The organism is Oceanospirillum maris DSM 6286 (assembly GCF_000422865.1).
Classification (GTDB): domain Bacteria; phylum Pseudomonadota; class Gammaproteobacteria; order Pseudomonadales; family Halomonadaceae; genus Oceanospirillum; species Oceanospirillum maris.
The window spans coordinates 12,548-36,629 of record NZ_AUGW01000007.1 but is presented as its reverse complement, the minus strand read 5'-3'; the positions used below and the strand labels follow the sequence as shown (position 1 = coordinate 36,629).

The following is a 24,082-nucleotide window of genomic DNA, read 5'->3' as shown; positions in this document are numbered from 1 at the left end:
CAGCGAAGTCACAGGAGAAGAATGAATGGCAGAAACAACCGTAAAAGAGTTTGCTGAGAGTGTTGGCCGACCTGTGGAACGTTTGCTGGAGCAGATGAGCGAAGCAGGCCTGACACAGAAGAAAGCGGATCAGCCGGTTTCCGAGCAAGACAAGCAGACCCTATTAAACCACCTGAAAGAAAGTCATGGTGGAAAAGCAAGTGAGCCTAACAAGATCACTCTGAAGCGTCGCACTACTACTAAGCTAAAAGCTGGTACAGGCAAAAAGACTGTTAACATCGAAGTGCGCAAAAAGCGTACTTACGAGAAAGCTCCTGAAGTTGATCCAGCTGCAGAAGAAGCTAAAAAGAAAGCAGAAGAAAATGCTAAGCGCAAAGCTTCAGATGAAGCAAAACGCAAAGCAGATGCTAAACGTAGAGCTGAACAACCGAAACAAGCTAGGCCTGCTGCCCCAGCTCCTGCGGCTAAGCCTGCAGCGGCTGCTACGCCTGCACCAGGAGCAACACCAGCTCCTGCTGCCAAGCCTGCTGAAGCTCCCGCGAAGAAATTCCGCGATGAGAATGCTGGTGGCGCGAATAAGCCTGCTGGTAAAGGTAAAAAATCTTCTGCTAAGCCTGAATATGGCGAGCGTAAGAAAGAGAAAGAAAATGCACCACGCCGCGGTAAGAAAGAAGTTCGTAGCGCTAAGAAAAATGCCCGTCGTGGCGGTGGAAACCGTGACAATGGACCTAAGCGCGATCATGCTTTCGAAAAACCGGCAGCACCTATCGTACGTGAAGTAGCGATCCCTGAAGCGATTACCGTTGCAGAATTGGCTGATAAAATGGCCGTTAAAGCAGCAGAAGTGATTAAGGTCATGTTCAAGATGGGTGCCATGGTAACCATCAACCAAGTGATCGATCAGGAAACGGCACAGATTGTTGTTGAAGAGATGGGCCACAAGTTCAAGCTTCTGAAAGACAATGCTCTTGAAGATGCTGTACTGGACGCGATCAGCTATGAAGGCAACGAAGTAAACCGTGCACCGGTTGTTACTGTTATGGGTCACGTTGACCACGGTAAAACCTCGCTGCTGGATTACATTCGTCGTTCTAAAGTAGCCTCTGGTGAGTCGGGTGGTATTACCCAGCACATCGGTGCTTACCATGTAGAGACTGGCCACGGCATGATCACCTTCCTGGATACTCCAGGACACGCGGCCTTTACGGCAATGCGTGCACGTGGTGCTAAAGCAACAGACGTTGTTATCCTAGTGGTTGCAGCGGATGATGGTGTAATGCCTCAGACTGAAGAGGCGATCGCTCACGCGAAAGCGGCAGGCGTACCTATTGTTGTTGCTGTAAACAAAATGGATAAAGAAGGCGCAGATCCAGATCGTGTTAAAAACGAGCTGGCCGCTAAAGACGTTATCCCAGAAGAATGGGGCGGTGATGTTCCATTTATGCATGTTTCCGCAAAATCTGGTGATGGTGTTGATGCACTGCTAGACGCCGTACTGCTGCAATCTGAGCTGTTAGAATTAACAGCGGTATCAGAAGCGCCAGGTAAGGGTGTTGTGGTTGAAGCACGCTTGGACAAGGGCCGTGGCCCTGTTTCTACTGTGTTGATTCAGAACGGTACTCTGCGTAAAGGCGATATGGTTCTAGCGGGTCTGAACTATGGCCGTGTTCGTGCATTGATTGACGAAAATGGTAAGCAGATTGATGAAGCGGGTCCTTCTATTCCGGTTGAGATTCTAGGTCTTGACGGTACACCTGATGCTGGTGATGAATTCACTGTTGTACAGGATGAGCGTAAAGCCCGTGAAGTTGCCTTGTTCCGTCAAGGTAAATTCCGCGACGTGAAACTGGCACGCCAGCATGCGGCGAAGCTTGAGAACATATTCGAGAATATGGGCAAAGGCGAAGTTGCTAACTTGAACATCGTACTGAAAACAGATGTACGGGGTTCTTTAGAAGCTATTACAGCTGCGCTGCTTGATCTATCTACCGATGAAGTTAAGGTGAATATCATCTCTTCTGGTGTGGGTGGTATTGCTGAAACTGACGCTAACTTAGCGCTGGCTTCTAGTGCGATTCTCGTTGGCTTCAACGTCCGTGCTGATGCGATGTCTCGCGCGATTATCGAGCGTGAAGAAGTTGACCTACGCTACTACAGCGTGATCTATGAACTAATTGATCACGTTAAGCTAGCCATGACCGGTATGCTAGCGCCTGAGTATAAAGAAGAGATTGTGGGTATCGCTGAAGTACGCGATGTCTTCCGCTCTCCTAAGCTGGGTGCAATTGCAGGTTGTATGGTGGTTGAAGGTACGGTATTCCGTAATAAGAAGATCCGTGTGCTACGTGATAACGTTGTTATTTATGAAGGTGAGCTTGAGTCACTACGTCGCTTTAAAGATGACGTAAACGAAGTTCGTAACGGCGTAGAATGTGGTATCGGCGTGAAGAACTACAATGATGTTAAAGCAGACGATAAAATCGAAGTCTTTGACAAAGTTAAAGTTGAGCGCACGCTGTAATTACCCTGTGTAATATACGTGCGCCGAGGATCAGACCTGAATGTCCCGTGAGTTCAAACGAACGGACCGAATTTCCGAACAGCTCCAGAAGGAGCTGGCTCGGATAATTCAGTTTGAGATTAAAGACCCGCGCCTCGGAATGGTGACGGTAAACGATGTAAAGATCAGTCGTGATCTAAGCTTCGCTAACGTCTATATTACGGTGCTGGGCAAAGATAGTGCTGAAGAAGCCAAAGAAGATCTTGGTGTGTTGAACCGCGCAGCGGGCTTTTTACGTCGTGAGATCGGGAAATCGATCAAGTTACGTATCGTGCCTCAGATAAAGTTTGACTACGATCCTAGCTTGGTACGTGGACGCATGTTGTCCAGCCTGATTGAAGAAGCGGTCGCCGCTGATAAATCACGTACTGACTCGATTGATTCAAGCAGCTCTACTGACACAACCGATACATCGGAGGAATAGTCTCCGGTGGCTCGTCGAGGTAAAGGCCGGAATATTTCCGGCGTCCTTCTGCTAAATAAACCCAAAGGCATCTCAAGCAACCGCGCTTTGCAGCGTGTGCGTGCTATGTTTAATGCCAGTAAAGCCGGTCATACGGGCAATCTTGATCCGATGGCAACCGGTCTTTTACCTTTGTGTTTTGGTGAAGCGACTAAATTTTCCAGTTACTTGCTTGATGCTGACAAAGCCTATGTGGCCCGTGCCCGATTGGGACAGGTTTCAGATACCGGTGATGCTGAAGGCACTATTATTCAAGAGCGGCCCGTGCCTGAGTTGAGCGATGCTCAAATTAAAGAGGCGATGGCAGCATTTTTGGGTGATATTGAGCAAGTACCTCCTATGTATTCTGCCCTCAAGCAAAATGGCCAGCCGCTGTACAAGTTGGCGCGAGAAGGTAAAACGGTTGAACGCAAAGCGCGATCAGTGACTATCTTTGAGCTTGAATTTCTTGAGTGGACGTCTCCCGAACTAACGTTCTCCGTTCGCTGCTCTAAAGGCACCTATGTGCGTACTTTGGCAGAGGATATTGGTGAACGGCTTGGTTGTGGTGCACATTTGGTTATGTTACATCGAACTCACACCGGCGGCTTTGATGCTTCCGAGATGTTAGAGTTTGATCAACTGCAGCAAGAGCGTGACTTAGAGCAGTCTTTAGATGGTTATTTGCTCGCGACGGATATTTTAGTCGAGCATTTTCCAAAGAAAGATTTGTCTGCTGAGGACACAGCGCGTATCCTGCACGGCCAAGATATTGCCTGCGACCAGGTATATCTGGATAAAGTTCGTCTGTACGATGATCAAAGTCGCTTTATCGGGCTGGCTGAGACAACGGAAGCTGGACGGTTAAAACCACGCCGTTTAGTGGTGTTTGAAGATCAGTGATCCTGCCTTTGAAACAGCAGGCGAACGATTCCTCTATTTATTTGTATAGGATCTTTCTACCAGAGAGATCGTTAGGATAACTGTAAATGTGCACGGTTACCCTGAATTCTATTATTTGCATATTTTACTAGGAGAAGCATCATGGCTTTATCTGCAGAAAAGAAAGCAGAAATCGTTAAAGATTACGCACGTGGCGAAGGCGACACAGGTTCCCCTGAGGTTCAAGTTGCATTGCTAACGTTCAACATCAACGGTCTGCAAGAACACTTTAAAGCGAACAAACAAGATCACCATTCACGTCGTGGTCTGATTCGCATGGTTAACCAGCGTCGTAAGCTGCTGGATTACCTGAAGAAAAAAGATCTAGGTCGTTACAGTGATCTGATCAAGAGCCTAGGTCTACGTCGCTAATCGCTGACGTTGTCCAAAGGACTCTGGCTCTATATAAGCATACAGCGTTTGTGTGCGGATAATTGATTGCCCTTTGAAGCCCGCTATCACTTTGATAGCGGGCTTCTTTGTGTGAAAATAGCACACACATGAAAGCAATAGATATTGGAAGGAAATCACCGTGAATCCGGTTACTAAGACATTTACTTACGGCAATCAGACCGTAACGATCGAAACAGGTCGTATCGCACGTCAAGCCACCTCAGCTGTATTGGTGACTATGGGTAGCACTTCTGTGCTTTGTTCTGTTGTAGCTAAAAAAGATGCAGCACCGGACGCCGGATTTTTTCCATTGTCTGTTCACTATCAGGAAAAAACCTACGCAGTGGGTAAAATCCCTGGTGGCTACTTCAAGCGTGAAGGCCGTCCTACAGAAACGGAAACACTGACGTCACGTTTGATCGATCGCCCGATCCGTCCGTTGTTCCCGAATGGCTTCATGAACGAAGTTCAAGTTGTTTGTACTGTGATGTCTGCAGATAAGGATAACAATCCTGATATCGCGGCTCTAATTGGTACTTCAGCGGCTCTAGCAACGTCCGGCCTGCCTTTTGGTGGCCCTGTGGGTGCTGCGCGTGTTGGCTTCGTTGACGAAGAAGGCTACGTATTAAACCCAACGAATGAAAAACTAGAAGAATCTCTTCTAGATATGGTTGTTGCCGGTACTGAAAACGCAGTATTGATGGTTGAGTCTGAAGCAGAAGAGCTGACTGAAGACGAAATGCTAGGTGCTGTACTGTTTGCCCATAAAGAGATGCAAGCGGTTATTGAAGCGATTAAAGCGTTTGCCGCTGAAGTTGCAACACCTTCTTGGAATTGGGAAGCACCGGCTGAAGACACGGATACCAAACAACTGGTTTCTCTGGCTTACGCTGACAAGATTAAAGACGCTTACAAAATTATCGTTAAGCAAGATCGTTACGCACAATTGAGCGCTCTGAAAGCTGAAGCGGTAGAAAAACTGTCTAATGCTGAAAATGGCCCAACAGCTGATGCCGTTAAATCTGCATTTGCTCGCCTTGAGAAGCAAATTGTACGTCAGTCTGTTGTTAACGGTGAGCCTCGTATTGATGGCCGTGAACAAGATACTGTTCGTGATATTCGCGTTGAAGTTGGTTTGCTACAGAAGACCCACGGTTCAGCATTGTTCACCCGTGGTGAAACTCAAGCGATCGTAACGGCTACCTTGGGTACGGCTCGTGATGCACAAATTAGCGAGTCTCTAGCTGGTGAAATCCGTGACCCCTTCATGCTGCACTACAACTTCCCTCCTTACTCCGTAGGTGAAGCTGGCTTTATGGGCGGCCCTAAACGTCGTGAGATTGGCCATGGCCGTCTTGCTCGTCGTGGTGTTCAGGCTGTATTGCCAACGGAAGAAGAATTCCCGTACTCCATCCGTGTGGTTTCAGAAATCACTGAATCTAACGGTTCAAGTTCTATGGCTTCCGTTTGTGGTGCTTCTCTAGCATTGATGGATGCAGGCGTACCGATTAAAGCTCCTGTAGCCGGTATCGCTATGGGTCTGGTTAAAGAAGGCGAAGGCTTTGCAGTTCTAACGGACATTCTAGGTGACGAAGATCACTTAGGTGACATGGACTTTAAAGTGGCGGGTACTGCGGAAGGTATCACTGCTCTGCAGATGGATATCAAGATCGAAGGTATCAACGAAGAGATCATGGAAGTTGCTCTGCAACGCGCTAATAAAGCACGTCTGCATATCCTAGGTGAAATGAATAAAGTGATCAGTGAAGGTCGTCAGGATCTTTCTGAGAACGCACCTGCGATGACAACTATCAAGATTGATCCTGAGAAAATCCGTGATGTTATCGGTAAAGGTGGCGCAACCATCCGTTCACTATGTGAGCGTACCGGTGCTTCTATTGATATCGATGATAGCGGTCTGGTTAAGATCTACGCAGAAAACAAAGCTCAAGCACAGATGGCGATCGACGAAGTAGCAGGTATTACTGCTGAAGCTGAAATTGGTGCTATCTACAAAGGTAAAGTTGTTCGCCTTGCAGACTTTGGTGCGTTTGTTAACTTCCTGCCAGGTCAAGATGGCCTCGTTCACATCTCTCAGATTGCTCAAGAGCGTGTGAATAGCGTCAGTGATTACCTGAAAGAAGGTGATGTGATTGCGGTTAAAGTACTCGACGTAGACAACCGTGGTCGCGTTAAATTGAGTGTTAAAGAAGTGACTGAAGAAGAGAAAGCGGCAACGTTAGCTGCTGAGTAATCTTCTTAGGTTGCTGTATTAACCTTGTATTTCAGAGGTTGTACGGCAATAAGAATAAAAAGCCTCGCCGGTACACCGGCGAGGCTTTTTTGTGCCCGTTTGCTTAATAACGGCTATTTTTAGCCCTTAAGTCTAGCGCTCAATCGCTAGAGCAACACCTTGGCCACCACCAATACATAGTGTCGCCAAACCTTTCTTCGCATCACGCTTGATCATCTCATGGACAAGAGAAACCAAGATACGACAGCCGGAAGCACCAATTGGGTGACCTAGTGCAATGGCACCGCCATTCACGTTCACTTTAGCGGTATCCCAGCCTAGCTCTTTGTTGACACTCAAGGCTTGAGCGGCAAAAGCTTCATTCGCTTCAACCAGATCCAGATCATTAATATCCCAGCCTGCTTTTTCTAAGCACAGTTTTGTCGCTGGAACAGGACCAATACCCATGATTTTAGGATCAACACCGGCATTAGAATAGGCCGTAATTTTGGCCAGTACAGTTAAACCAAGTTCTTCCGCTTTTTTAGCACTACACAGCATAACCGCTGCGGCACCATCGTTAAGCGTTGAGGCATTACCTGCTGTAACGGTGCCATCTTTTTTGAACGCAGGACGCATGCCAGCCAGTTTTTCAGCCGTTGTACCAAAGCGTGCATTCTCATCCGTATCAAAAATAACCGGATCACCTTTACGCTGTTTAATCGATACTGGGATGATCTCGTCAGAGAAGCGCCCACTTGTGATGGCTGTTTCAGCTTTTTGCTGGGATTGAGCTGCAAAAGCATCTTGCTCTTCACGGGTAAGGGCGTATTTCTCTGCTAAGTTTTCTGCGGTGATACCCATGTGGATATCGTTAAACGCATCCCACAGGCCGTCAGAAATCATGGTGTCTTGTAATGCCCAGTTACCCATGCGCTGACCGTTGCGTGAGTTTGGCAAGATGTGAGCTGACAGAGACATACTCTCTTGGCCGCCAGCAATGATCAAATCAGCATCACCACAGCGAATGGCTTGTGTCGCAAGGTGTAGCGCTTTAAGACCAGAGCCACACACTTTATTGATTGTCATCGCAGGGGTCGAATCTAATAAACCACCATTAATCGCGGCTTGGCGAGCAGGGTTTTGACCACAGCCTGCAGTCAGTACCTGACCCAGAAGAACTTCATCAACTTGCTTAGGATCAACACCTGTTTTCTCTAACAGATCTTTAATCACAATAGCACCAAGATCGCTGGCAGAAACAGAGCTTAGACCACCGTTAAAGCTACCAATAGCTGTACGACCGGCTGCGACGATAACAACGTCTTGCATAGGTATTTCCTTTTTATCAGATAACAAACTTTTGTTGTGCTTTGCAGCATATCATTTTTTTTGCACTTCCAAAGACAGCATACGCCTAAAAGATGACAAAAAAAAAGCTGACCAAAGGCCAGCTTGATAAAAAATTAGATTAATGGATCGTTTTAAGCCACCTGAACGGGGATTGCATTACTGGTGTGGCTTACTTCGTTACCTTCTTTCATGTAAACCATAGAAGGCTTAAAGGTTGCTAGCTCAGCTTCAGAGAAATTTGCGTACGCACAGATAATAACGCGATCGCCAACCTTTGCCTGATGAGCCGCTGCACCATTAACAGAGATGATGCCAGAACCTTCTTCACCGCGAATCGCATACGTGGTGAAACGCTGACCGCCTTCAATGTTATAAATCTGGATCTGCTCATATTCACGGATGCCGGCCATATCCAGCAAGTTGCCGTCAATAGCGCAAGAACCTTCATACTCCAGTACCGCGTGAGTAACACGAGCCTGATGCAGTTTTGCTTTCAGCATGATGGATTGCATGATGATTAACCTTTAATTCTCTAAATACGTGTTAAAAGCACACTTAAAGTGCCCGTAAAAAGCATACACGTTTGCTGCAATTTGCAGCTAATCCGTGCAGTTTGCCCCAGTGTTATTTCTGATCCAACGCAAATGCGATGTTATCAATCAGTCGTGCTTTACCAAGATGCGCGGCTGCTAGGATCACCAGCGTGCTATCTTCCGCCTCAGCTGGTTTTAAATCAGATTGGCGGCGAACACTAAGGTAGTCTGGTGTAAAGCCATACTCTGCTAGCTGTGCTTTTGCTTGTTGGCAGAGTTTATCAAAATCTGACTCACCGCTTTCAATCGATTGACGAATTTCGACTAATGTCTGATAGAGCCTTGGCGCTTTAGCCCGCTCTTCATCTGTTAGGTAACCATTACGGGAGCTAAGCGCTAACCCTGAATCGCCACGCACGGTGGGTACGCCTTTAATCTCAATCGGCAGACAAAGATCCTGTGTCATTTGACGGATGATGGCGAGTTGCTGAAAGTCTTTTTGGCCAAACAAGGCAACATCGGGTTGGACAATGTTAAACAGTTTGCTCACTACGGTGGTGACACCGGTGAAATGCCCTGGGCGTGCCGCCCCGCAAAGTTCTTCCCCCAGCTCTGGAACACATACTTGAGTGTGGTTATCGGAACCCTGTGGATAGATTTCATTCGCACTGGGTGCAAATAGAATATGACAGCCCGCTTCAGCCAGTTTTTCACCATCAAGCTGAAGCGTACGTGGGTAAGATTCTAAATCTTCATTTGGCCCAAACTGCATCGGATTGACAAAGATACTGGCGACAACGATGTTGCCTGCTTTATGAGCTTCGTGAATAAGATGAATATGACCAGAGTGCAGGTTACCCATGGTTGGAACAAAGGCAACCTTGCCACCCTCAGACAGACGTCGCTGTGCGATTGTTGCACGCAGTTCAGTAATAGAGTGGCATAGAATCATGAGAAGCAGTGCTCCTGTGAAGGAAAAGTGCTTGCTTTCACCTCTTGGTGATAGTTAGTCAGAGCTTCCTGAATCGTTGAGGCATCTTCCATAAAGTTTTTCACAAACTTGGCCGTATGGCCCATGGTGATGCCGAGCATATCTTGTAGAACAAGAATTTGGCCGTCGGTGTGAGGCCCTGCACCAATGCCGATAACAGGAACCGTAACTGCTTCTGTGACGAGGCGACCCACTTCAGAGGGTACACATTCAAGCAGAATGATACTGGCTCCAGCATCGACCAGTTTTTGGCTGGCTGAAATAATTGCTTGAGCGGCTGCCTCAGTTTTACCCTGGACTTTGTAACCCCCAAACTGATTGACCATTTGAGGGGTTAAGCCAAGGTGAGCACAAACGGGAACACCACGACGGGTCAGTTCGGTGATGCCTTCTGCTAGCCAAGCTTCACCTTCGATCTTAACCATGTGAGCGCCGGCTTGCATTAGCTTGCCGGCATTGACCAACATTTGCTCGGTGGTTGCGTTACTCATAAATGGCATATCAGCCATGATAAGCGCCCCTTGATTACCACGGGCAACGCATTGGGTATGATAAACGATATCGTCCACGGTCACGGGCAAGGTGCTGCTGTGCCCCTGCAAAACCATGCCTAAGGAGTCTCCTACCAAGAGCACTTCAATGCCTGCTTGACTGGTTTGTCCTGAGAAAGTTGCATCATACGCAGTCAGGCAGCTGAATTTATCACCGGCCTGTTTTAGCTTATTCAGTGTACTGATTGTCACTGTCTTCATTATTATCTTCCGCCATTACAATAACGCCCACGGCTTGAGGCGGCGGGCGTTTCGGAATGTGTTACTTTGACGTTACCTGCATCTAAAGGTAACAAGCTGCGGTAACTTTACTCTGACTTTGTCAGTATCTGCAAGTCATCTGTCGCGATATTAGACAGAATGTCTGAAATAGAGCCTTTATTAGGGATCGATAAATGAGCATCAATTTCAGCTAAAGGTAACAGTACAAAGCCTCGAGTGTGCATAAAGGCATGGGGGATGATCAGGCGAGGTTGTTCGATGATTTGCTCATCATAGAGCAAGATGTCCAGATCAAGAGTTCTTGGCCCCCAGTGGCGCTCACGAACACGCCTATGGGACTGTTCCAACGCCTGCAAGGCATCAAGTAACTCAATTGGAGTCAGCTCAGTTGATAGGCAGGCAACAGCATTAACAAAATCCGGTTGATCCTGGGGACCAACCGGTTTGCTGCTGTATAGCGATGATGCTCTTATTCGTTTGGTTCTCGGCAGCTGATCCAGTTCGTTTAATGCGGTTTTGAGCTGCTGAACGGGATCTTCTAAATTGCTGCCTAAGCCGATATAGACTGTATGATTGAGGCTAGCCGTATGACTGGCACTGGCTGTACGGTCGATCGTGCTGTTCTGGCTCATTCCTTGGCCTTTCGAGAACTATTGTAATTACGCCGCCGACGTTTGCGAGGAACCGGTGTTTCATGTTGCTCGCTGTTCATCACAAGATTTCGACGGGAGTGATTGTCACTCTCTTGGAAGTTTGTCCACCATTGAGCCAATTCCCCTACGTTTTCACCGGTTTCACTACGTAATACTAAGAAATCATAGGCGGCACGGAATCGAGGATGTTCGGCGGTTAGATACGCACGTTTACCTTGTCGGCGTTCTAAGCGTAGCTGAAATTCCCAAATCTCACGCATGGGTTGGCTGAATCGTTTTGGAATCGAGGTAAAGTCAACTTGAGCGGCGGTGGCTTGTTGCCCTGCTTGCTGCATTGCTGGAACCGGAGGAATACCAGAGCGAATGAGTTCAGCAAAGGCTTTCTGTACGACGGGCCAGAGTAAGGCGGCGAACAAAAATGCGGGCGTAACAGGTTTGTTTTCCGCGATACGTTTATCCGTATTGTAAAGCGCTTGAAGAATAAAGGCTTCACGCTCCGGTGATTCCCGTAACGCATCTTCGCTGTAAGGGAACAGTTGGCCAAATAAATGGTATTCCCGCAGCAAATTGAACGTTTCTTCACCTTGACCGGATAAGAAGAGTTTTAACACTTCTTCAAATAGGCGTGCCGCAGGAATTTGGCGTAATAGATTCGCGGAAGCACGAATAGGTGCCTCCGTTGCGGACTCAATATCAAAATCAAGTTTAGCCGCAAAACGAATAGCCCGAAGCATGCGTACAGGATCTTCTCTGTAGCGTGTTTCAGGGTCACCGATCATGCGAATAAGCCTATGATCCATATCATCGATGCCGCCAGCGTAGTCGTAGATCGAGAAGTCTCGGATATTGTAATAGAGAGCATTAATCGTGAAATCACGACGTATGGCATCCTCTTCAATCGTTCCGTAGACATTATCGCGCACTAACAGCCCTTGATCGGTCTGAGAGGCATGAGACTTTGCTGTGTTGTTTGCAGGTGGGGCACGGAATGTCGTGACCTCGATAGTTTCACGGCCATAACGCACATGCACAATACGAAAACGACGACCAATAATGCGCGCGTTATGAAACAGGCTATTAACCTGTTCAGGCGTGGCATTGGTGGCAACGTCAAAGTCTTTTGGGTGCAGGTCTAAAAGCGCATCACGGACACAGCCACCCACAAGAAAAGCATCGTAATTTGCTTTCTTCAGGCGATAAAGCACTTTCAACGCGCTTTCTGAAATGCCGGTGCGGCTCATGGGATGTTCGTCACGGGAAACGATGTGCAATTCCGGTTTAATGGATTGCTGTGGGCGCTCTGATTTTAGCAGCTGCCGAATTGAATCTCCGGGACGCTTTAGAAACGAGGGAATTCCTTTTAGCATCTCTGGGTCTTGAATCTCTTAATAGGAGAGGGGAGTGTACCCTAAAAATAAAAGCGGAGCCAAGTTGGCTCCGCCGGAACGGTCCGCTTCCTTGCGAACGGTATGTCAGATGTTGGTAAATCGCTCTGAATACGTAATGACAGTCTATCGGTGACAAACCTTGGTGACTGATGCCTTATTATTTTTGTTTTCCAATTCGAAGTATCACTACTTCTAGTTTGGACCGCCTCGTATTCAAAACAATTAATCCAAGTATTTTTTCGCGGCTCGAGTGTTATTTTTATTATTCAAGCCGGTATCTTAAAACGCCGCTTTGTTATTGTTGTTGCGGGTCTGAGATACATGAGTGCGCTGTGGTTAACTTCTTTACCTAGCTTATTATTGTTGTTCTAGGTTTGACTCGTTCCGGATGTTTGTTGTTATTGTTTCCGGTTGTGCCAGGATTCCACCGCTCAGATTTCTGTTTTTATTATTTGAGCGCTGCAAAAAGTGCCGATTATTATTTTTGTTGTATTGGCTATAAGTTAACCGTCGTTCTTGTTGTTCTTACTCGTATAGATTGCACTTGGTGTGCCATGTTTTATTAAATCCTTTAAAAACAGTTGGTTACATATATCGAAGTAAAGTTTGTCTCTGACCGAACCTAAGATTGTTACCGATGAAACCATCTTTTGAATGCTTGCTTGTGTGTTACGGTAACACTTCATAGGGAGACCGTTGGGCATTGGTATTTTGGTTATTTGAGCAATATCAAAAAAGAAGGTCAAAAAAAGAGCAGGATATTACCCGCTCTTCTTACTAGAGGCTTTTCGGCGTGGAATGCCAAGGCGTTGTCGGCGCTCCCAAAGGCATTTTCGGCTGATCCCTAGTCTCTGAGCTAACTCGGTTTCGCTCATCTGCTCTTGGTGTTCTAGTACAAAGTGCTGGAAATAATCTTCTAATGAAAGGTCATCAGGAGCTTTGGTGCCATCATTACGTGCAGGGGACCTCTGAGACGAGGAAGGCATGCTCATGCTGACAGATGGTAAGGCGGACTGTACTGAGGGCCGTGTGGACTGTGATTGGGTTGATTGCATCGGGCGATGACCTGCGGAACGTTCAACGACAAGCCCCATGTCATCAGTATGTATCAGGTTGCCTTCCGCAAGAATAACGCCGCGTTCTATTGCATTTTCAAGCTCTCGCACGTTACCGGGCCAGTCGTGTTGAGTGATAGCATCGGTGGCATGTTTGCTTAGACGAAGATTCGGGCGGCCCATGCGTTCACAGGCGAGGCTTAGTAGGTAATCAGCAATTTCTAAAATATCATCCCCGCGTTCTCTTAATGCTGGTAGTGCTATCTCCATGACATTAAGGCGGTAGTAAAGATCGAGACGGAATTCGCCTTCGCTAGATAGTTTCTTCAAATTACGGTGGGTCGCCGCAACAAGCCGAACATCGACCTTTTTCGACTGTACCGAGCCGATTCGGCGAATTTCACCTTCCTGCAACACTCGCAGTAAGCGCGCTTGAGCCTCTAAAGGTAGTTCACCGATTTCGTCCAGAAATAAAGTACCGCCGTCAGCGGCTTCGACTAAACCGCTGCGATTGGTGTTTGCACCGGTAAATGCGCCTTTTTCATAGCCAAATAGTTCAGATTCAATCAGTGTTTCAGGAATTGCAGCGCAGTTTACTGAGATCATGGGTGCGGCTTTACGACGACTGTAATTATGAATCGCCCGAGCGATCAGTTCTTTACCGGTACCTGATTCGCCTTGTATTAAAACGGTGGCGTGGGTGGGGGCTACTTTACGAATGCGCTGATAAACCATCTGCATGGGGGCGCAATGACCAATCATACCCATGGTGCCCGCTTCGCTTAAGTCATCTTCTACCGGCGGAATTTCACTGAGAGGTTGCTGTGCTTGTTGTTTAGCCAAGATGCGATTGACGGTTTCCAGCATCTCCTCATGATCAAACGGTTTAGCGATATAATCCACTGCGCCAAGCTTCATGGCATCAACAGCGGAGCGCAAGCTGGCGTAGCTGGTCATAATCAGTACCGGCGTACCTTTTGTTTTCTCGATAAGGTCTGTGCCCGGTGCCTTAGGGAGGCGCAGGTCAGAGATAACCAAATCAAAGCGCGTGTTTTTTAGATGGCTTAACGCTTCATCCACAGATGCAGCTTCGCTCACTTCAAAACGGTGTCGCTCTAGCAGCCTTTTAAGGGCGGAGCGGATGATGTCTTCGTCTTCAACTACTAGAATCTTACTCATTATTACTTCCACGCGGATTCGCTTTTGGCTTCAGCATGGTGAAGAGGCAAGGTGATTTTTACCTGAGTCCCTCTACCTTGCGTCCGATCTGCTGGGCTAATGAACTGAATATGGCCATAGTGTTCTTCGATAATGCTATAAACCAGAGCCAAGCCAAGACCGGTCCCTTCTCCCGGATCTTTTGTGGTGAAGAAGGGCTCAAAAATATGCTCTAACTGTTCTTCAGGAATACCGCAGCCGTTATCGGTAACGGTTACCTGGGCTGCATTGTCCTGAATGGTAGCAGTTATAGTAACACTATCACCTGCATCTGAGGCATCTCTTGCGTTACCCAATAGGTTAACGAAGACCTGAATGAGCTTTTGTATATCACCGGTAACTTTTAGGTCTTTTGGGCAATTGTTGATGAATTCGATATCTTTTCCCTTTGAACTCAAAGAGATAAGGCTGGCAGCTTCATCTACCGCATGGGTGATAAGCAGAGGTTCTTGGGCGGCTTGACTAGAATGTCGGCCCGCATGGGAGAAGCTGACTAAAGAGTGCACAATACGTGTTACCCGTTTGGTCAGCTGAAGAATCTGGTCAGCTGTTTCTGTAATCACTTCTGGATTGTCTGTTTCATATTTAAGGTTCTGCACCAGCGATGAGATACCGGTTATCGGGTTGCCTATCTCGTGAGCTACTCCCGCCGCCAAGCGGCCTACGCTGGCTAAGCGTTCGCTGTGTACTAGCTCTTCTTCCAGCTGTTGGGTCTCGGTGTGGTCTTCTAGCAGAATGACGGAGCCTCCCATATGGGATAGGGGCTCTTCAATATGGGCCTTATGGAGCGAAAACCAGCGTGCTTGCCCGTGACCTTGTCCTACTTTTTGAAACAGATGGGGAGCTTGGCTCTGGGCGAACTCTCCCAATAAGCTTTGCCAAGGCGCTGGCAAGCTGTCAAACCGAGAACCAACAACTTGATCCATAGGAATCCCTGTTAATTCTGCCATGGCATTGTTCCACATTAGAATTTCAAAGTCGGCGCCTAAGGAACAGACACCAATAGGTAGATATTGTAGGGTTTGACGATGGTAGCGGCGCAGGCTGTCTAGTTCCTTTGCAAGACCTGTGAGTTGGTAGCGATAGTTTTCTAAACGGGTTTCAACAAAATGAATATCTTCTGAGCTATGGCTATTGGCGTTAGCTTGATAAGGAAGGTATTGATCTACTATCTCCTGAGCGATCGCAGGCCCCATTAGGCCTGATAGATTAGCTTGAATCCGATCTCTTAATCGTCTTAATGCGTAGGGGCGGCCATCGTCGGGGCTTAATTGGAGATCACGTAGAGCAGTATTGACCTCTCTGGCAGCGGTTATTTTTCCCAAAGGAACAGCCAAGAAGCCGATAAAATCCTGACAGGTACGGGCATTAAGCTGTAAACGCTGGGGGCGTGACAAGGCGTCGACAGAGCATGCATTGGCACCGGCTTTCTCTTCCTCGCTGGGCTGCAAAAACAGAGAGGTAAAAATAAATACCACAATATTCAAGGTAATAGAGGCAAGAGCAACTTCATACCAACCATCATGGCCGGAATGAAAGACCAGGTTGGTCGCAGGAAGTGTGACTTGCTCAAGATTATAAATAAGGGGCACTACTTGCCCAAAAATCCAGATGCCGATACCAGAGCACAAACCGGCAACTAAGCCGATCCGATTGGCGGTAGGCCAATAGAGCACCGCAAGAATCCCCGGTAAGAACTGCAAAATACCCACAAAGGAAGTGAGCCCGAGACTGGCCAAGTCATGCTTGACCCCAAGTATTCGGTAAAACAGGTAGGCCGATAAAATAATTGTGCCGATGAGCAGACGGCGAAACCATAACAACCAATTGTAGATATCAAACTTAGCGCCGGGTTGATAAACCGGCAACACTAAATGATTTAGGGTCATAGCCGCTAAGGCCAGTGTTACTAAAATAATCGTGCCACTGGCCGCAGAAAGGCCGGCAATAAAGGCCAAGATACCGAGCCAGCCATTGGTCGCATCAATACCGATGCCAAGCACCATGTATTCTGGCTTTAAGGGATTGCCCTCGGCCATACCGGCCCAAAGGATAAGTGGCACAGGCAAGCTGAGTAGTAATAGATAAAGAGGAACCGCCCAGCTGGCGCGGAACAGCACATCGGTGGATTGGTTCTCGGTGAAAATAATATGAAACATATGAGGCATGGCAATAGCCGCGGCAAAAAACAGCAGTAACATCGTGCGCCACTGGCCTGCTTCTAACGGTTGCTGCAAGGCTTGCAACTGATCCGAATGAGCCGTTAGCCAAATATCCAAGCCTTGAAAGCCACCAAATACTTCAAATAAAGCATAACCGCCAATTACCAGCATAATGACTAGTTTGATAATCGATTCAAAGGCGATAGCAACCACAAGGCTTTCATGTTTTTCTCGAAGCGAGGTGTGGCGCGCCCCAAAGAGAATGGCAAACATCGTCATCACCATACAAAATGCTAGGGCTAAAGTATGGGGCGAGGCTTCATTGGTTAGAATATAAATAGAGTCCGCTACGGCTTGGATCTGTAGGGCTAATAAGGGCATTGCCCCCATTAACATAAAGATAGTGACTAGACTACCAATCCAGCGGCTTCGGAAGCGGAAAGCAAGTAGATCCGCCAATGATGATAATTGATAAGTACGAGTAATACGCAGAATAGGCACTAAAAGCACTGGGGATAAAACAAAGGCTCCCGCGATGCCTAAATAATAGGAAAGAAAACCGTAGCCGTATTGATTCGCTAAGCCTACCGAGCCATAAACCGCCCAAGCACTGGCATACACTCCGATGGATAATACATAGACGAGGGGGTGACGTGTAAGCTTGCGCGGTAACCAGCGCCGCTCTGTTGCGTAAGCCGCAGTAAACAGAAGCAGCAAATAGCCTACGCCAATGGCAAAAATATGTCCCAGACTAAAACTAAAGTTCATCGAGTTTTCTCTTCTGTTCTAACCAGATTGAAATCCCAATCAGAGCGGCCCAAATTAAGAATGGGCGATACCAGCTGCCGTTGCTGTCCCCCCACCAATCCATCAAAACAGGAGAAAACAGGTAACCGGCAAACACTAAGAACAATATCAGTCGGTACATATACATGGCGTAATGCTCTTTTACATAAGGATTAAATGGACGGTACGACAATATCAGCTTCTGGTATCTGCTGCTTGTTCGACAAAGGGTCTGGAGACCAGTGAGCGATCGCCCAGCGCAGAATATCAGAGTAACCACTGGCCTGTACCGAGTGATCGGGAAACAGCTGCAAAGCGGCTAAAGCTTTTATCAAGTAAGACTGCTTTTGATGGCTGTTAATAGCCGGTGCTAAATTCTGTTTGCTGAGCTTTTGTCCATTAGCTTGCACGATAACGGGAATATGGGCATAGGTTGGGGGTGTTAATCCAAGGTGCTGCATTAATTGTAGCTGGCGCGGAGTGCTCTCTAATATATCGTATCCTCGCACGACCTGATTGATGCCTTGTTGATTATCGTCCAGTACCACGGCTAACTGATAGGCAAAGAGCTTATCCCGGCGCTGAATAATAAAATCTCCCACTTGATCCATCGGCCATTGGCAAAGCCCTTGGATTCGATCTTTAATAACAAATGTGCCTTCGGTTTTTAAGCGTATTGAGCATTCTGCCCCTAGTGCTGGCAGGTTTTTACGGCAACTGTTTGGATATACAGTGTGGCCTTTAAGCTGTTTCCGGCTGCACTGGCAGGGATAGGCAAGACCCTCTTTGAGTAGATGATCCACGCAGGCTTGGTAACGTTCCTCTTGCTGGCTTTGATACATCACTGTGCCATCCCAAAATAACTCGAACGCCTCAAGAACCTGTAGAATAGCCTGTGTTGCGCCGGCTTGTTCTCTAGGAGGGTCGATATCTTCAATACGCATTAACCATTGGCCTTGGTGAGACTTCGCATCAAGATAGCTGGCAAGTGCGGCCACTAAAGAACCAAAGTGCAATGGGCCTGAAGGGGTTGGCGCAAAGCGGCCAACGTACGGTATTAGAGACATCCTATTTAGGCTCCCGTCAAATTAGGCTTCCGTCAAACGGTGGCTGGTGATCGCGATAGAAGAGACATAAAAAAACCAGCCGAAGCTGGTTCTTTGCATAGCAGTATTAAGGATTAGCCGCCAATTTGGCGTTCTTTGATTTCTGCTAAGGTTTTGCAATCGACACATAAGGTTGCTGTAGGACGAGCTTCCAAACGGCGGATGCCGATTTCGATACCGCAAGATTCACAGTAACCGTAATCACCTTCATCAATATCGTTCAAGGCTTCATTGATCTTTTTGATCAGCTTGCGCTCGCGATCACGAGTACGCAGCTCTAGGCTGAATTCTTCTTCCTGAGTGGCACGGTCAGCAGGGTCAGCAAAGTTGTTCGCGTCTTCTTGAAGATGTTGAACGGTACGGTCAACCTCTTCCATCAACTCTTGTTTCCACTTCAGGAGAATCTGGCGGAAATGCTCAAGCTGATCACCACTCATATAATCCTCACCATCTTTTGTTTGGTAAGGAGTAAATGGTTTCAGCTCTTCGTTGTTATTTGCATTGTCTGGCATACGACTGCCCCATATTGTGTTATTGGTGGCCTGGGGGATACCCGCCGATAAATAGTCCATCATTGGCACCCTCAGCAACGGACATAATCTGTCTCGTTTTTGAAAGCATTGCTTATTTAGCGGAAAAGCCGACAAAAAGCAAATTTACATGGCTTTTTTATTGTTTCTTTAAGTGAATGGAGGCATCGATTAAGGTGTTTAGAGCTGCATAATGAGCGGCTTTTCTCTATGATATTAGGCTGTTGTTACGGTGTAACAGTCATTTTCTATCTTTGGTCAGCTTTTTCATCTTAAGTCAGCTTTCTCATCTTAAATCAGGAGTAGCGTATGTCGCTGTCGAATTTTCAATGGGCGAACCGCGTCGCGGATATTGCACCTTTTCATGTGATGGATTTACTGGCAAGAGCGCGACAGTTGCAGTCCGAAGGGCGAGATATTATTCATATGGAAATTGGCGAGCCGGACTTTGCGTCACCACCGCAGGTGATTGAAGCGGGTCGACAGGCGCTACAGGATGGTCACACGGGCTATACGCCCGCAGCAGGTATACCAGCGTTGAGAGAGGCTATCGCTAAGCACTACCAGCGAGCTTACGGTGTTGATGTTGATCCGGCCCGAATCCTTGTGACGCCTGGCGCATCTGGTGCCTTGCTGCTGTTGGCTGCGCTGCTGGTGAATCCTGGGGATCAAGTAATGATGGCTGATCCAACTTATCCTTGTAATCGCAACTTTATGCGACTGTTTGAAGGCCAGTCACAGCTAATGCCGGTCGGGGCAGAAAGTCACTTCCAGCTGAATGCAGAGCATATTCGACAACACTGGGGAGATAAAACCCGTGCGGCTATGTTAGCGACGCCTTCTAATCCGACCGGCACTTTGGTTAACCTAGAACAGCTTGCGGAGATTAGTCAGGCTATTCGTGAGAAAAATGGTGCCTTTATTTGCGATGAGATTTATCAAGGTCTCACCTATGGCGTGGAAGCGCAAACGGCTCTGTCGGTGAATGATGATGCTTTTGTAATTAACAGCTTCTCTAAATATTTTGGTATGACGGGTTGGCGTTTGGGCTGGTTAGTTGCCCCTGAATGTGCCATGGGAGAGCTGGAAAAGCTGGCGCAGAATGTATTTCTGTCCGCTACAACTCCTTCCCAGTATGCGGCTTTAGCGGCGTTTCAACCGGATACCTTGGCGTTGCTGGAAGAGCGTCGTAGTGAGTTTGCCCGTCGCCGGGATTATCTATTACCGGCCTTGCGGGCCTTGGGTATGTCGATTCCTGTTACCCCAGAAGGTGCTTTTTATATCTATGCCGGTATTGATCATTTGACCGATGATAGCTTTCAGTGGTGTCAGGATCTGCTAGAAGAGGAAGGCGTAGCGGCAACACCGGGACTGGATTTTGGCATAGCAGGTTCTCGTACCACGGTACGTTTTGCCTATGCTGCCAGTATTGAACAGCTGGAAGAAGCGGTGACCCGTATCGCTCGCTTTATTCAAAAACAGGCTTAATCCAAAAACACGTTAAAGGAAAGGTTTGTTATGCGCTGGTCATCACCGTTACAGTCCGCCCTGTTGATTAAACGCTATAAGCGCTTTATGGCTGATGTTATTCCTGAGGACGCCGCTGGTGTTATTTTGGATAGTGTGGCACCTCAGATTGGTGATGAACTCAGTCCAGAAGCCCAGATCACCCTGCATTGTCCGAATACAGGTTCAATGAAGAACTGTATGGGAGAGGGTTGGCGGGTATGGTTTTCAGATTCTGGTAATCCCAAGCGAAAATACCCCTGTACATGGGAACTGTCAGAAACGCCAGAGGGAGATCTGATCTGTGTTAATACGGCTCAGGCAAACCGCGTTGTTGCAGAGGCCTTACACGCCAAGGTGATTCGTGAGCTGACGTCATACGCGACGATTAAGGCGGAAGTAAAATATGGGGCAGAGAATAGCCGCGTTGATTTTTTACTGACAGAAAAGGGATTGCCTGATTGTTATGTGGAAGTAAAAAGTGCCACCTTGCTTGATCCGTCTTTTGGTGAAGGGTGCGGTTTTTTCCCTGATGCGGTAACGGAGCGTGGCCGTAAGCATCTTCGTGAGTTACAACAGATGGTCGCTGAAGGGCATCGGGCAGTGCTGCTATTTTGCGTTAACCACACCGGCATTCATCAACTTTCGGTGGCGGATCATATTGATCCTGCCTACGGAAAAGCGTTCCGGGAAGCCCTTGATGCAGGGGTTGAGGTTTTAGCGTATCAAACGAAAATCAGCGAGGAAGAGATCATACTCACACAGGCTATTCCTGTGCTGACACCTGTTGTTTAGGTTATATAGCCCCTAGATTTAGAATACTGCTAACGGCTTGAGACTCTAAGGATTATTTCATCGTTCTCGTTGATTTCAAAAGGAACCGCTCGTAATTTCTGGCCGCTGCAGGGGCCGTGGATGCACTGGCCTGAATCGATTAAAAACTGAGCACCATGTACCGCACATTGAATCAATTGTTTGCTGCTGTCGAGAAACTGGTCTGGCTGCCATTCCAAGCCAACACCCATGTGAGGGCATTCGTTGGCATAAAGATAGATTTTGCCTTTCTTCTTTACCGCGAAAAGAGAGCCTATCGGCGTTTGAAAACCTTTGCTCGTTTTGTTTTTGATTTCATCTAAAGCACAGAGTACGTACATCTTATTTCTCTCGAATGACTTGCTGAGCAATAAGCCGAGTGCAGAATTAAAAAAGCCGCTTGCAATGCAAACGGCTAAAAAGTGGTTGGTTGCCTAACCTCGAACACTAATAACCCCTGTTCGGACAACGCCATTTTAGTGTCAAGGAATGACAGTAAGATGACAGTCAAAGCTGATCAGGGGCGGCATTGGTTTTAGCGACCTGTTTTAGCGCCGATCATAACGAATACGTGTGCCGTGATTAAGAGACATAACCAGTTCATCAGCGGAGACCTCTTTAGGGAATAGACACCCAGAGATGTTTGCCTGTGCGATGGAAGCCCCTTCCAGTCGAGTGTGACTGAAATCGATGCCTCGCAGATCAGCGCTGCGAAAATACGCATTGCTGAGATCTAAACCGTGGGCATCCATGTTTCTTAGGTCTAACCCGCGAAAATCGCCACTGCGTAGGTCTGAATGTTCACCGCCAGCGCGAGCACGGTTAAAGCCATCAATATCCTCATCTCGCAAGCAACGATAGAGGAGGTTATCCAATACATGTGGTGCTTGACTCATAACCGACTCCTTAGGGCTGGCGTAAACTAGAAATCAAATGAACCCGTGTTACTAACCCAATAAATTAGGGTTGCAAACCAAATTGACGACGAATACTTGCCAGTAGTGTTTGGCTGGCATTATCTTCATCGGTATCAATGGTTACAGTGTAGTCCGCTTCATCTTCAGCGATAGGGTCTTGCTCTGTATCTTCAGCGATAGGGTCTTGCTCTGTTAGCTGTTTATGCAGTACAGCAAGATCTGCTTCAGAGGCATCGTTACCCGTTGTCAGGCGCTTTTTAATACGACGCTCTAGCGTTTCTTTGCTCGCGGTGAACGATAGCGTCAAGGCAGGAACCCCCAGCTGCTCGGCTTTATCACGTAAGGCATCACGCTGCCAACGTTTTAAGTTGGTGGCATCAATAATCACAGGTGTTGCGGAGTGAATAACGCAATCAGCCAGCTGAGCGAGTGTGATATAGGTTTGCTGAGTGGCTTCTGGCGTATAAATACCTTCATTCAGCTCTGAATGACTGCTTTGATCGCCGGTTAGGCCAAATAGGCGTTTGCGCTCAACATCAGAACGAATACGGATAACCCCTAATTCCTGTATCACCGCACGACTGATTGAGCTTTTGCCTGAACCTGAAACACCGTGGGTGATCAGCATAAAGGGCTGCTCAAAAACAGTATAGGATTCAGCAAGGTCGATATAGCGTTGGTAGTCGGCTTCAAAAGCCGTACGTGTGGCATCATCAATCGACGGGTCCGCCAGCATAAAGCGGGTTACTTTAGCTCGAACCAAGGCTCGATAAGCTTTATAAAACGGAAGTAGCTGAATGCCTTGATAATCCCCCGTTAGTTCCAGATATTGATTGATAAAGTGGCGAGCCAGCTTATCTTCACCGCGAGCTTCTAGATCCATGACCAAGAAACCTGCGTCTGAAATAACATCAATCCAGCGGAATTCGTCGTTAAACTCGATGCAGTCGAACAGGGTGACGTTATCACCATCGGCGCTTTCAATCAGAGCGACATTACCAAGATGAATATCACCGTGGCATTCTCGGATCATGCCAGTTTCTTTGCGCTTGGCGAATAATGGTTCGAGTCGGGCGAAGGTGTCTTGCATCCATCCTTCTAGCTGACTCAGTTGATTGAGAGCCGCTTTATCGGTCAGCATCTCACGGATCTGATCAAAATTCTGCTGAGCTGGTGCAAGCACTTCTGCAGGATCACCAAGGGTCATGCTTTCATCGGCTTGGCGAATCTGGCTATGAAAATCAGCAGTCTGCTGTGCTAGAGACTCAATGTGAGTACTGGTTACTGCACCTTCAGCCTGTAGGTTGCTGAGCAGGCGATCCCCATCAAATTGCTTCATGCGGATGGCGTATTCAAAAGGTGCGGAATCATCACCTAGGCGCGGAGCATCTTCGCTACCAGAGATCGGGACGACATCTAAGTAAAGCTCCGGTGCTAGGCGTTTGTTCAGTACCACTTCTTGCTGACAGAAGAACTTACGCTTTTCTAAGGTAGAGAAATTCAAGAAGCCAAAATCCATCGGCTTTTTAATTTTGTAGGCGTAATCGCCAGTAAGCAGCACCCAAGATATATGGGTTTGATACAGTTTAAACTCCCCAGTGCCGTGGTCGTACAGGTCTGGGTTCTGAAGCGCCTCAATTAGCTGTTGGCTCATGGGCGATCTCCTTATAATTTGATTTTCAGGGCTAGCGTCCCTTGGTTCTAAATCAGGTTTTAGTGCGTTAAGGG

21 protein-coding genes are annotated in these 24,082 nt (G+C 47.5%); 7 read left to right on the top strand and 14 right to left on the bottom strand.

The genetic code is table 11. The features are described 5' to 3' along the window. Positions 1–25: 25 nt before the first annotated feature. From infB to pnp, 5 genes are all read left to right on the top strand, one after another. Positions 26–2,521 (top strand): translation initiation factor IF-2, encoded by a 2,496-nt coding sequence (infB, locus tag G517_RS0101615; RefSeq protein WP_028302941.1) that lies wholly within the window; start codon positions 26–28, stop codon positions 2,519–2,521. A gap of 40 nt (positions 2,522–2,561) precedes the next feature. Further along, positions 2,562–2,984, top strand: a complete 423-nt coding sequence (gene rbfA, locus G517_RS17360; protein WP_051205859.1) for a 30S ribosome-binding factor RbfA — start codon at positions 2,562–2,564, stop codon at positions 2,982–2,984. 6 nt (positions 2,985–2,990) lie between these two features. After that, positions 2,991–3,905, top strand: coding sequence for a tRNA pseudouridine(55) synthase TruB (gene truB / locus G517_RS0101605; RefSeq protein ID WP_028302940.1), 915 nt, complete (start codon positions 2,991–2,993; stop codon positions 3,903–3,905). A 141-nt stretch (positions 3,906–4,046) separates the two neighbouring features. Continuing rightward, the gene (rpsO, locus tag G517_RS0101600; RefSeq protein ID WP_028302939.1) at positions 4,047–4,316 is read left to right on the top strand and encodes a 30S ribosomal protein S15; all 270 of its coding nucleotides are present in this window, start codon (positions 4,047–4,049) and stop codon (positions 4,314–4,316) included. A gap of 160 nt (positions 4,317–4,476) precedes the next feature. Further along, entirely contained in the window at positions 4,477–6,591 is a 2,115-nt protein-coding gene (pnp, locus tag G517_RS0101595; RefSeq protein WP_028302938.1) for a polyribonucleotide nucleotidyltransferase, read from the top strand. Positions 6,592–6,723: 132 nt separating this feature from the next. Here pnp and G517_RS0101590 read toward each other — a convergent pair whose 3' ends face one another. The 11 genes from G517_RS0101590 to dksA all read right to left on the bottom strand — a co-directional run bounded on the left by G517_RS0101590 (position 6,724) and on the right by dksA (position 19,100). Next, complete coding sequence (locus G517_RS0101590) at positions 6,724–7,902, bottom strand: acetyl-CoA C-acetyltransferase (protein WP_028302937.1); 1,179 nt, start codon at positions 7,900–7,902, stop codon at positions 6,724–6,726. Positions 7,903–8,054: 152 nt separating this feature from the next. Next, entirely contained in the window at positions 8,055–8,435 is a 381-nt protein-coding gene (gene panD / locus G517_RS0101585) for an aspartate 1-decarboxylase (protein WP_028302936.1), read from the bottom strand. A gap of 112 nt (positions 8,436–8,547) precedes the next feature. Continuing rightward, a complete protein-coding gene (panC, locus tag G517_RS0101580) occupies positions 8,548–9,408 on the bottom strand; it encodes a pantoate--beta-alanine ligase (RefSeq protein ID WP_028302935.1) in 861 nt (286 codons plus the stop codon). Further along, positions 9,405–10,199: a 3-methyl-2-oxobutanoate hydroxymethyltransferase gene (gene panB / locus G517_RS0101575; protein ID WP_028302934.1), complete on the bottom strand. Its 795-nt coding sequence runs from the start codon at positions 10,197–10,199 to the stop codon at positions 9,405–9,407. The genes panC and panB overlap by 4 nt, the downstream gene beginning before the upstream one ends. A gap of 107 nt (positions 10,200–10,306) precedes the next feature. After that, positions 10,307–10,852, bottom strand: a complete 546-nt coding sequence (folK, locus tag G517_RS0101570; protein ID WP_084632015.1) for a 2-amino-4-hydroxy-6-hydroxymethyldihydropteridine diphosphokinase — start codon at positions 10,850–10,852, stop codon at positions 10,307–10,309. Next, positions 10,849–12,240 carry a polynucleotide adenylyltransferase PcnB gene (gene pcnB, locus G517_RS0101565; RefSeq protein WP_028302932.1) on the bottom strand — a complete coding sequence of 464 codons (1,392 nt, stop codon included), beginning with the start codon at positions 12,238–12,240 and terminating at the stop codon, positions 10,849–10,851. The genes folK and pcnB overlap by 4 nt, the downstream gene beginning before the upstream one ends. 782 nt (positions 12,241–13,022) lie before the next feature. After that, on the bottom strand, positions 13,023–14,495 hold the full coding sequence (locus G517_RS0101560; RefSeq protein WP_028302931.1) for a sigma-54-dependent transcriptional regulator: 1,473 nt from the start codon (positions 14,493–14,495) through the stop codon (positions 13,023–13,025). A gap of 2 nt (positions 14,496–14,497) precedes the next feature. Further along, positions 14,498–17,464, bottom strand: coding sequence for an ATP-binding protein (locus tag G517_RS0101555; protein WP_028302930.1), 2,967 nt, complete (start codon positions 17,462–17,464; stop codon positions 14,498–14,500). Then, complete coding sequence (locus tag G517_RS20805; RefSeq protein WP_028302929.1) at positions 17,454–17,630, bottom strand: hypothetical protein; 177 nt, start codon at positions 17,628–17,630, stop codon at positions 17,454–17,456. The genes G517_RS0101555 and G517_RS20805 overlap by 11 nt, the downstream gene beginning before the upstream one ends. Positions 17,631–17,655: 25 nt before the next feature. Beyond that, positions 17,656–18,549 carry a tRNA glutamyl-Q(34) synthetase GluQRS gene (gene gluQRS, locus G517_RS0101545; RefSeq protein ID WP_028302928.1) on the bottom strand — a complete coding sequence of 298 codons (894 nt, stop codon included), beginning with the start codon at positions 18,547–18,549 and terminating at the stop codon, positions 17,656–17,658. 113 nt (positions 18,550–18,662) lie between these two features. Then, the gene (gene dksA, locus G517_RS0101540; RefSeq protein WP_028302927.1) at positions 18,663–19,100 is read right to left on the bottom strand and encodes an RNA polymerase-binding protein DksA; all 438 of its coding nucleotides are present in this window, start codon (positions 19,098–19,100) and stop codon (positions 18,663–18,665) included. Between the two features lie 327 nt (positions 19,101–19,427). Here dksA and G517_RS0101535 point away from each other — a divergent pair, with 327 nt between their 5' ends. Beyond that, positions 19,428–20,606: a pyridoxal phosphate-dependent aminotransferase gene (locus tag G517_RS0101535; protein ID WP_028302926.1), complete on the top strand. Its 1,179-nt coding sequence runs from the start codon at positions 19,428–19,430 to the stop codon at positions 20,604–20,606. Between the two features lie 30 nt (positions 20,607–20,636). Beyond that, entirely contained in the window at positions 20,637–21,419 is a 783-nt protein-coding gene (gene sfsA / locus G517_RS0101530; RefSeq protein WP_028302925.1) for a DNA/RNA nuclease SfsA, read from the top strand. Positions 21,420–21,448: 29 nt separating this feature from the next. Here the strand turns inward: sfsA and G517_RS0101525 are convergent, their stop codons facing one another. The 3 genes from G517_RS0101525 to G517_RS0101515 all read right to left on the bottom strand — a co-directional run bounded on the left by G517_RS0101525 (position 21,449) and on the right by G517_RS0101515 (position 24,008). Next, positions 21,449–21,778, bottom strand: a complete 330-nt coding sequence (locus G517_RS0101525) for a Rieske (2Fe-2S) protein (RefSeq protein WP_028302924.1) — start codon at positions 21,776–21,778, stop codon at positions 21,449–21,451. Positions 21,779–21,985: 207 nt separating this feature from the next. After that, the gene (locus G517_RS0101520; protein WP_028302923.1) at positions 21,986–22,333 is read right to left on the bottom strand and encodes a pentapeptide repeat-containing protein; all 348 of its coding nucleotides are present in this window, start codon (positions 22,331–22,333) and stop codon (positions 21,986–21,988) included. 64 nt (positions 22,334–22,397) lie between these two features. Further along, positions 22,398–24,008: a bifunctional aminoglycoside phosphotransferase/ATP-binding protein gene (locus G517_RS0101515; protein WP_028302922.1), complete on the bottom strand. Its 1,611-nt coding sequence runs from the start codon at positions 24,006–24,008 to the stop codon at positions 22,398–22,400. Positions 24,009–24,082 lie beyond the last annotated feature (74 nt).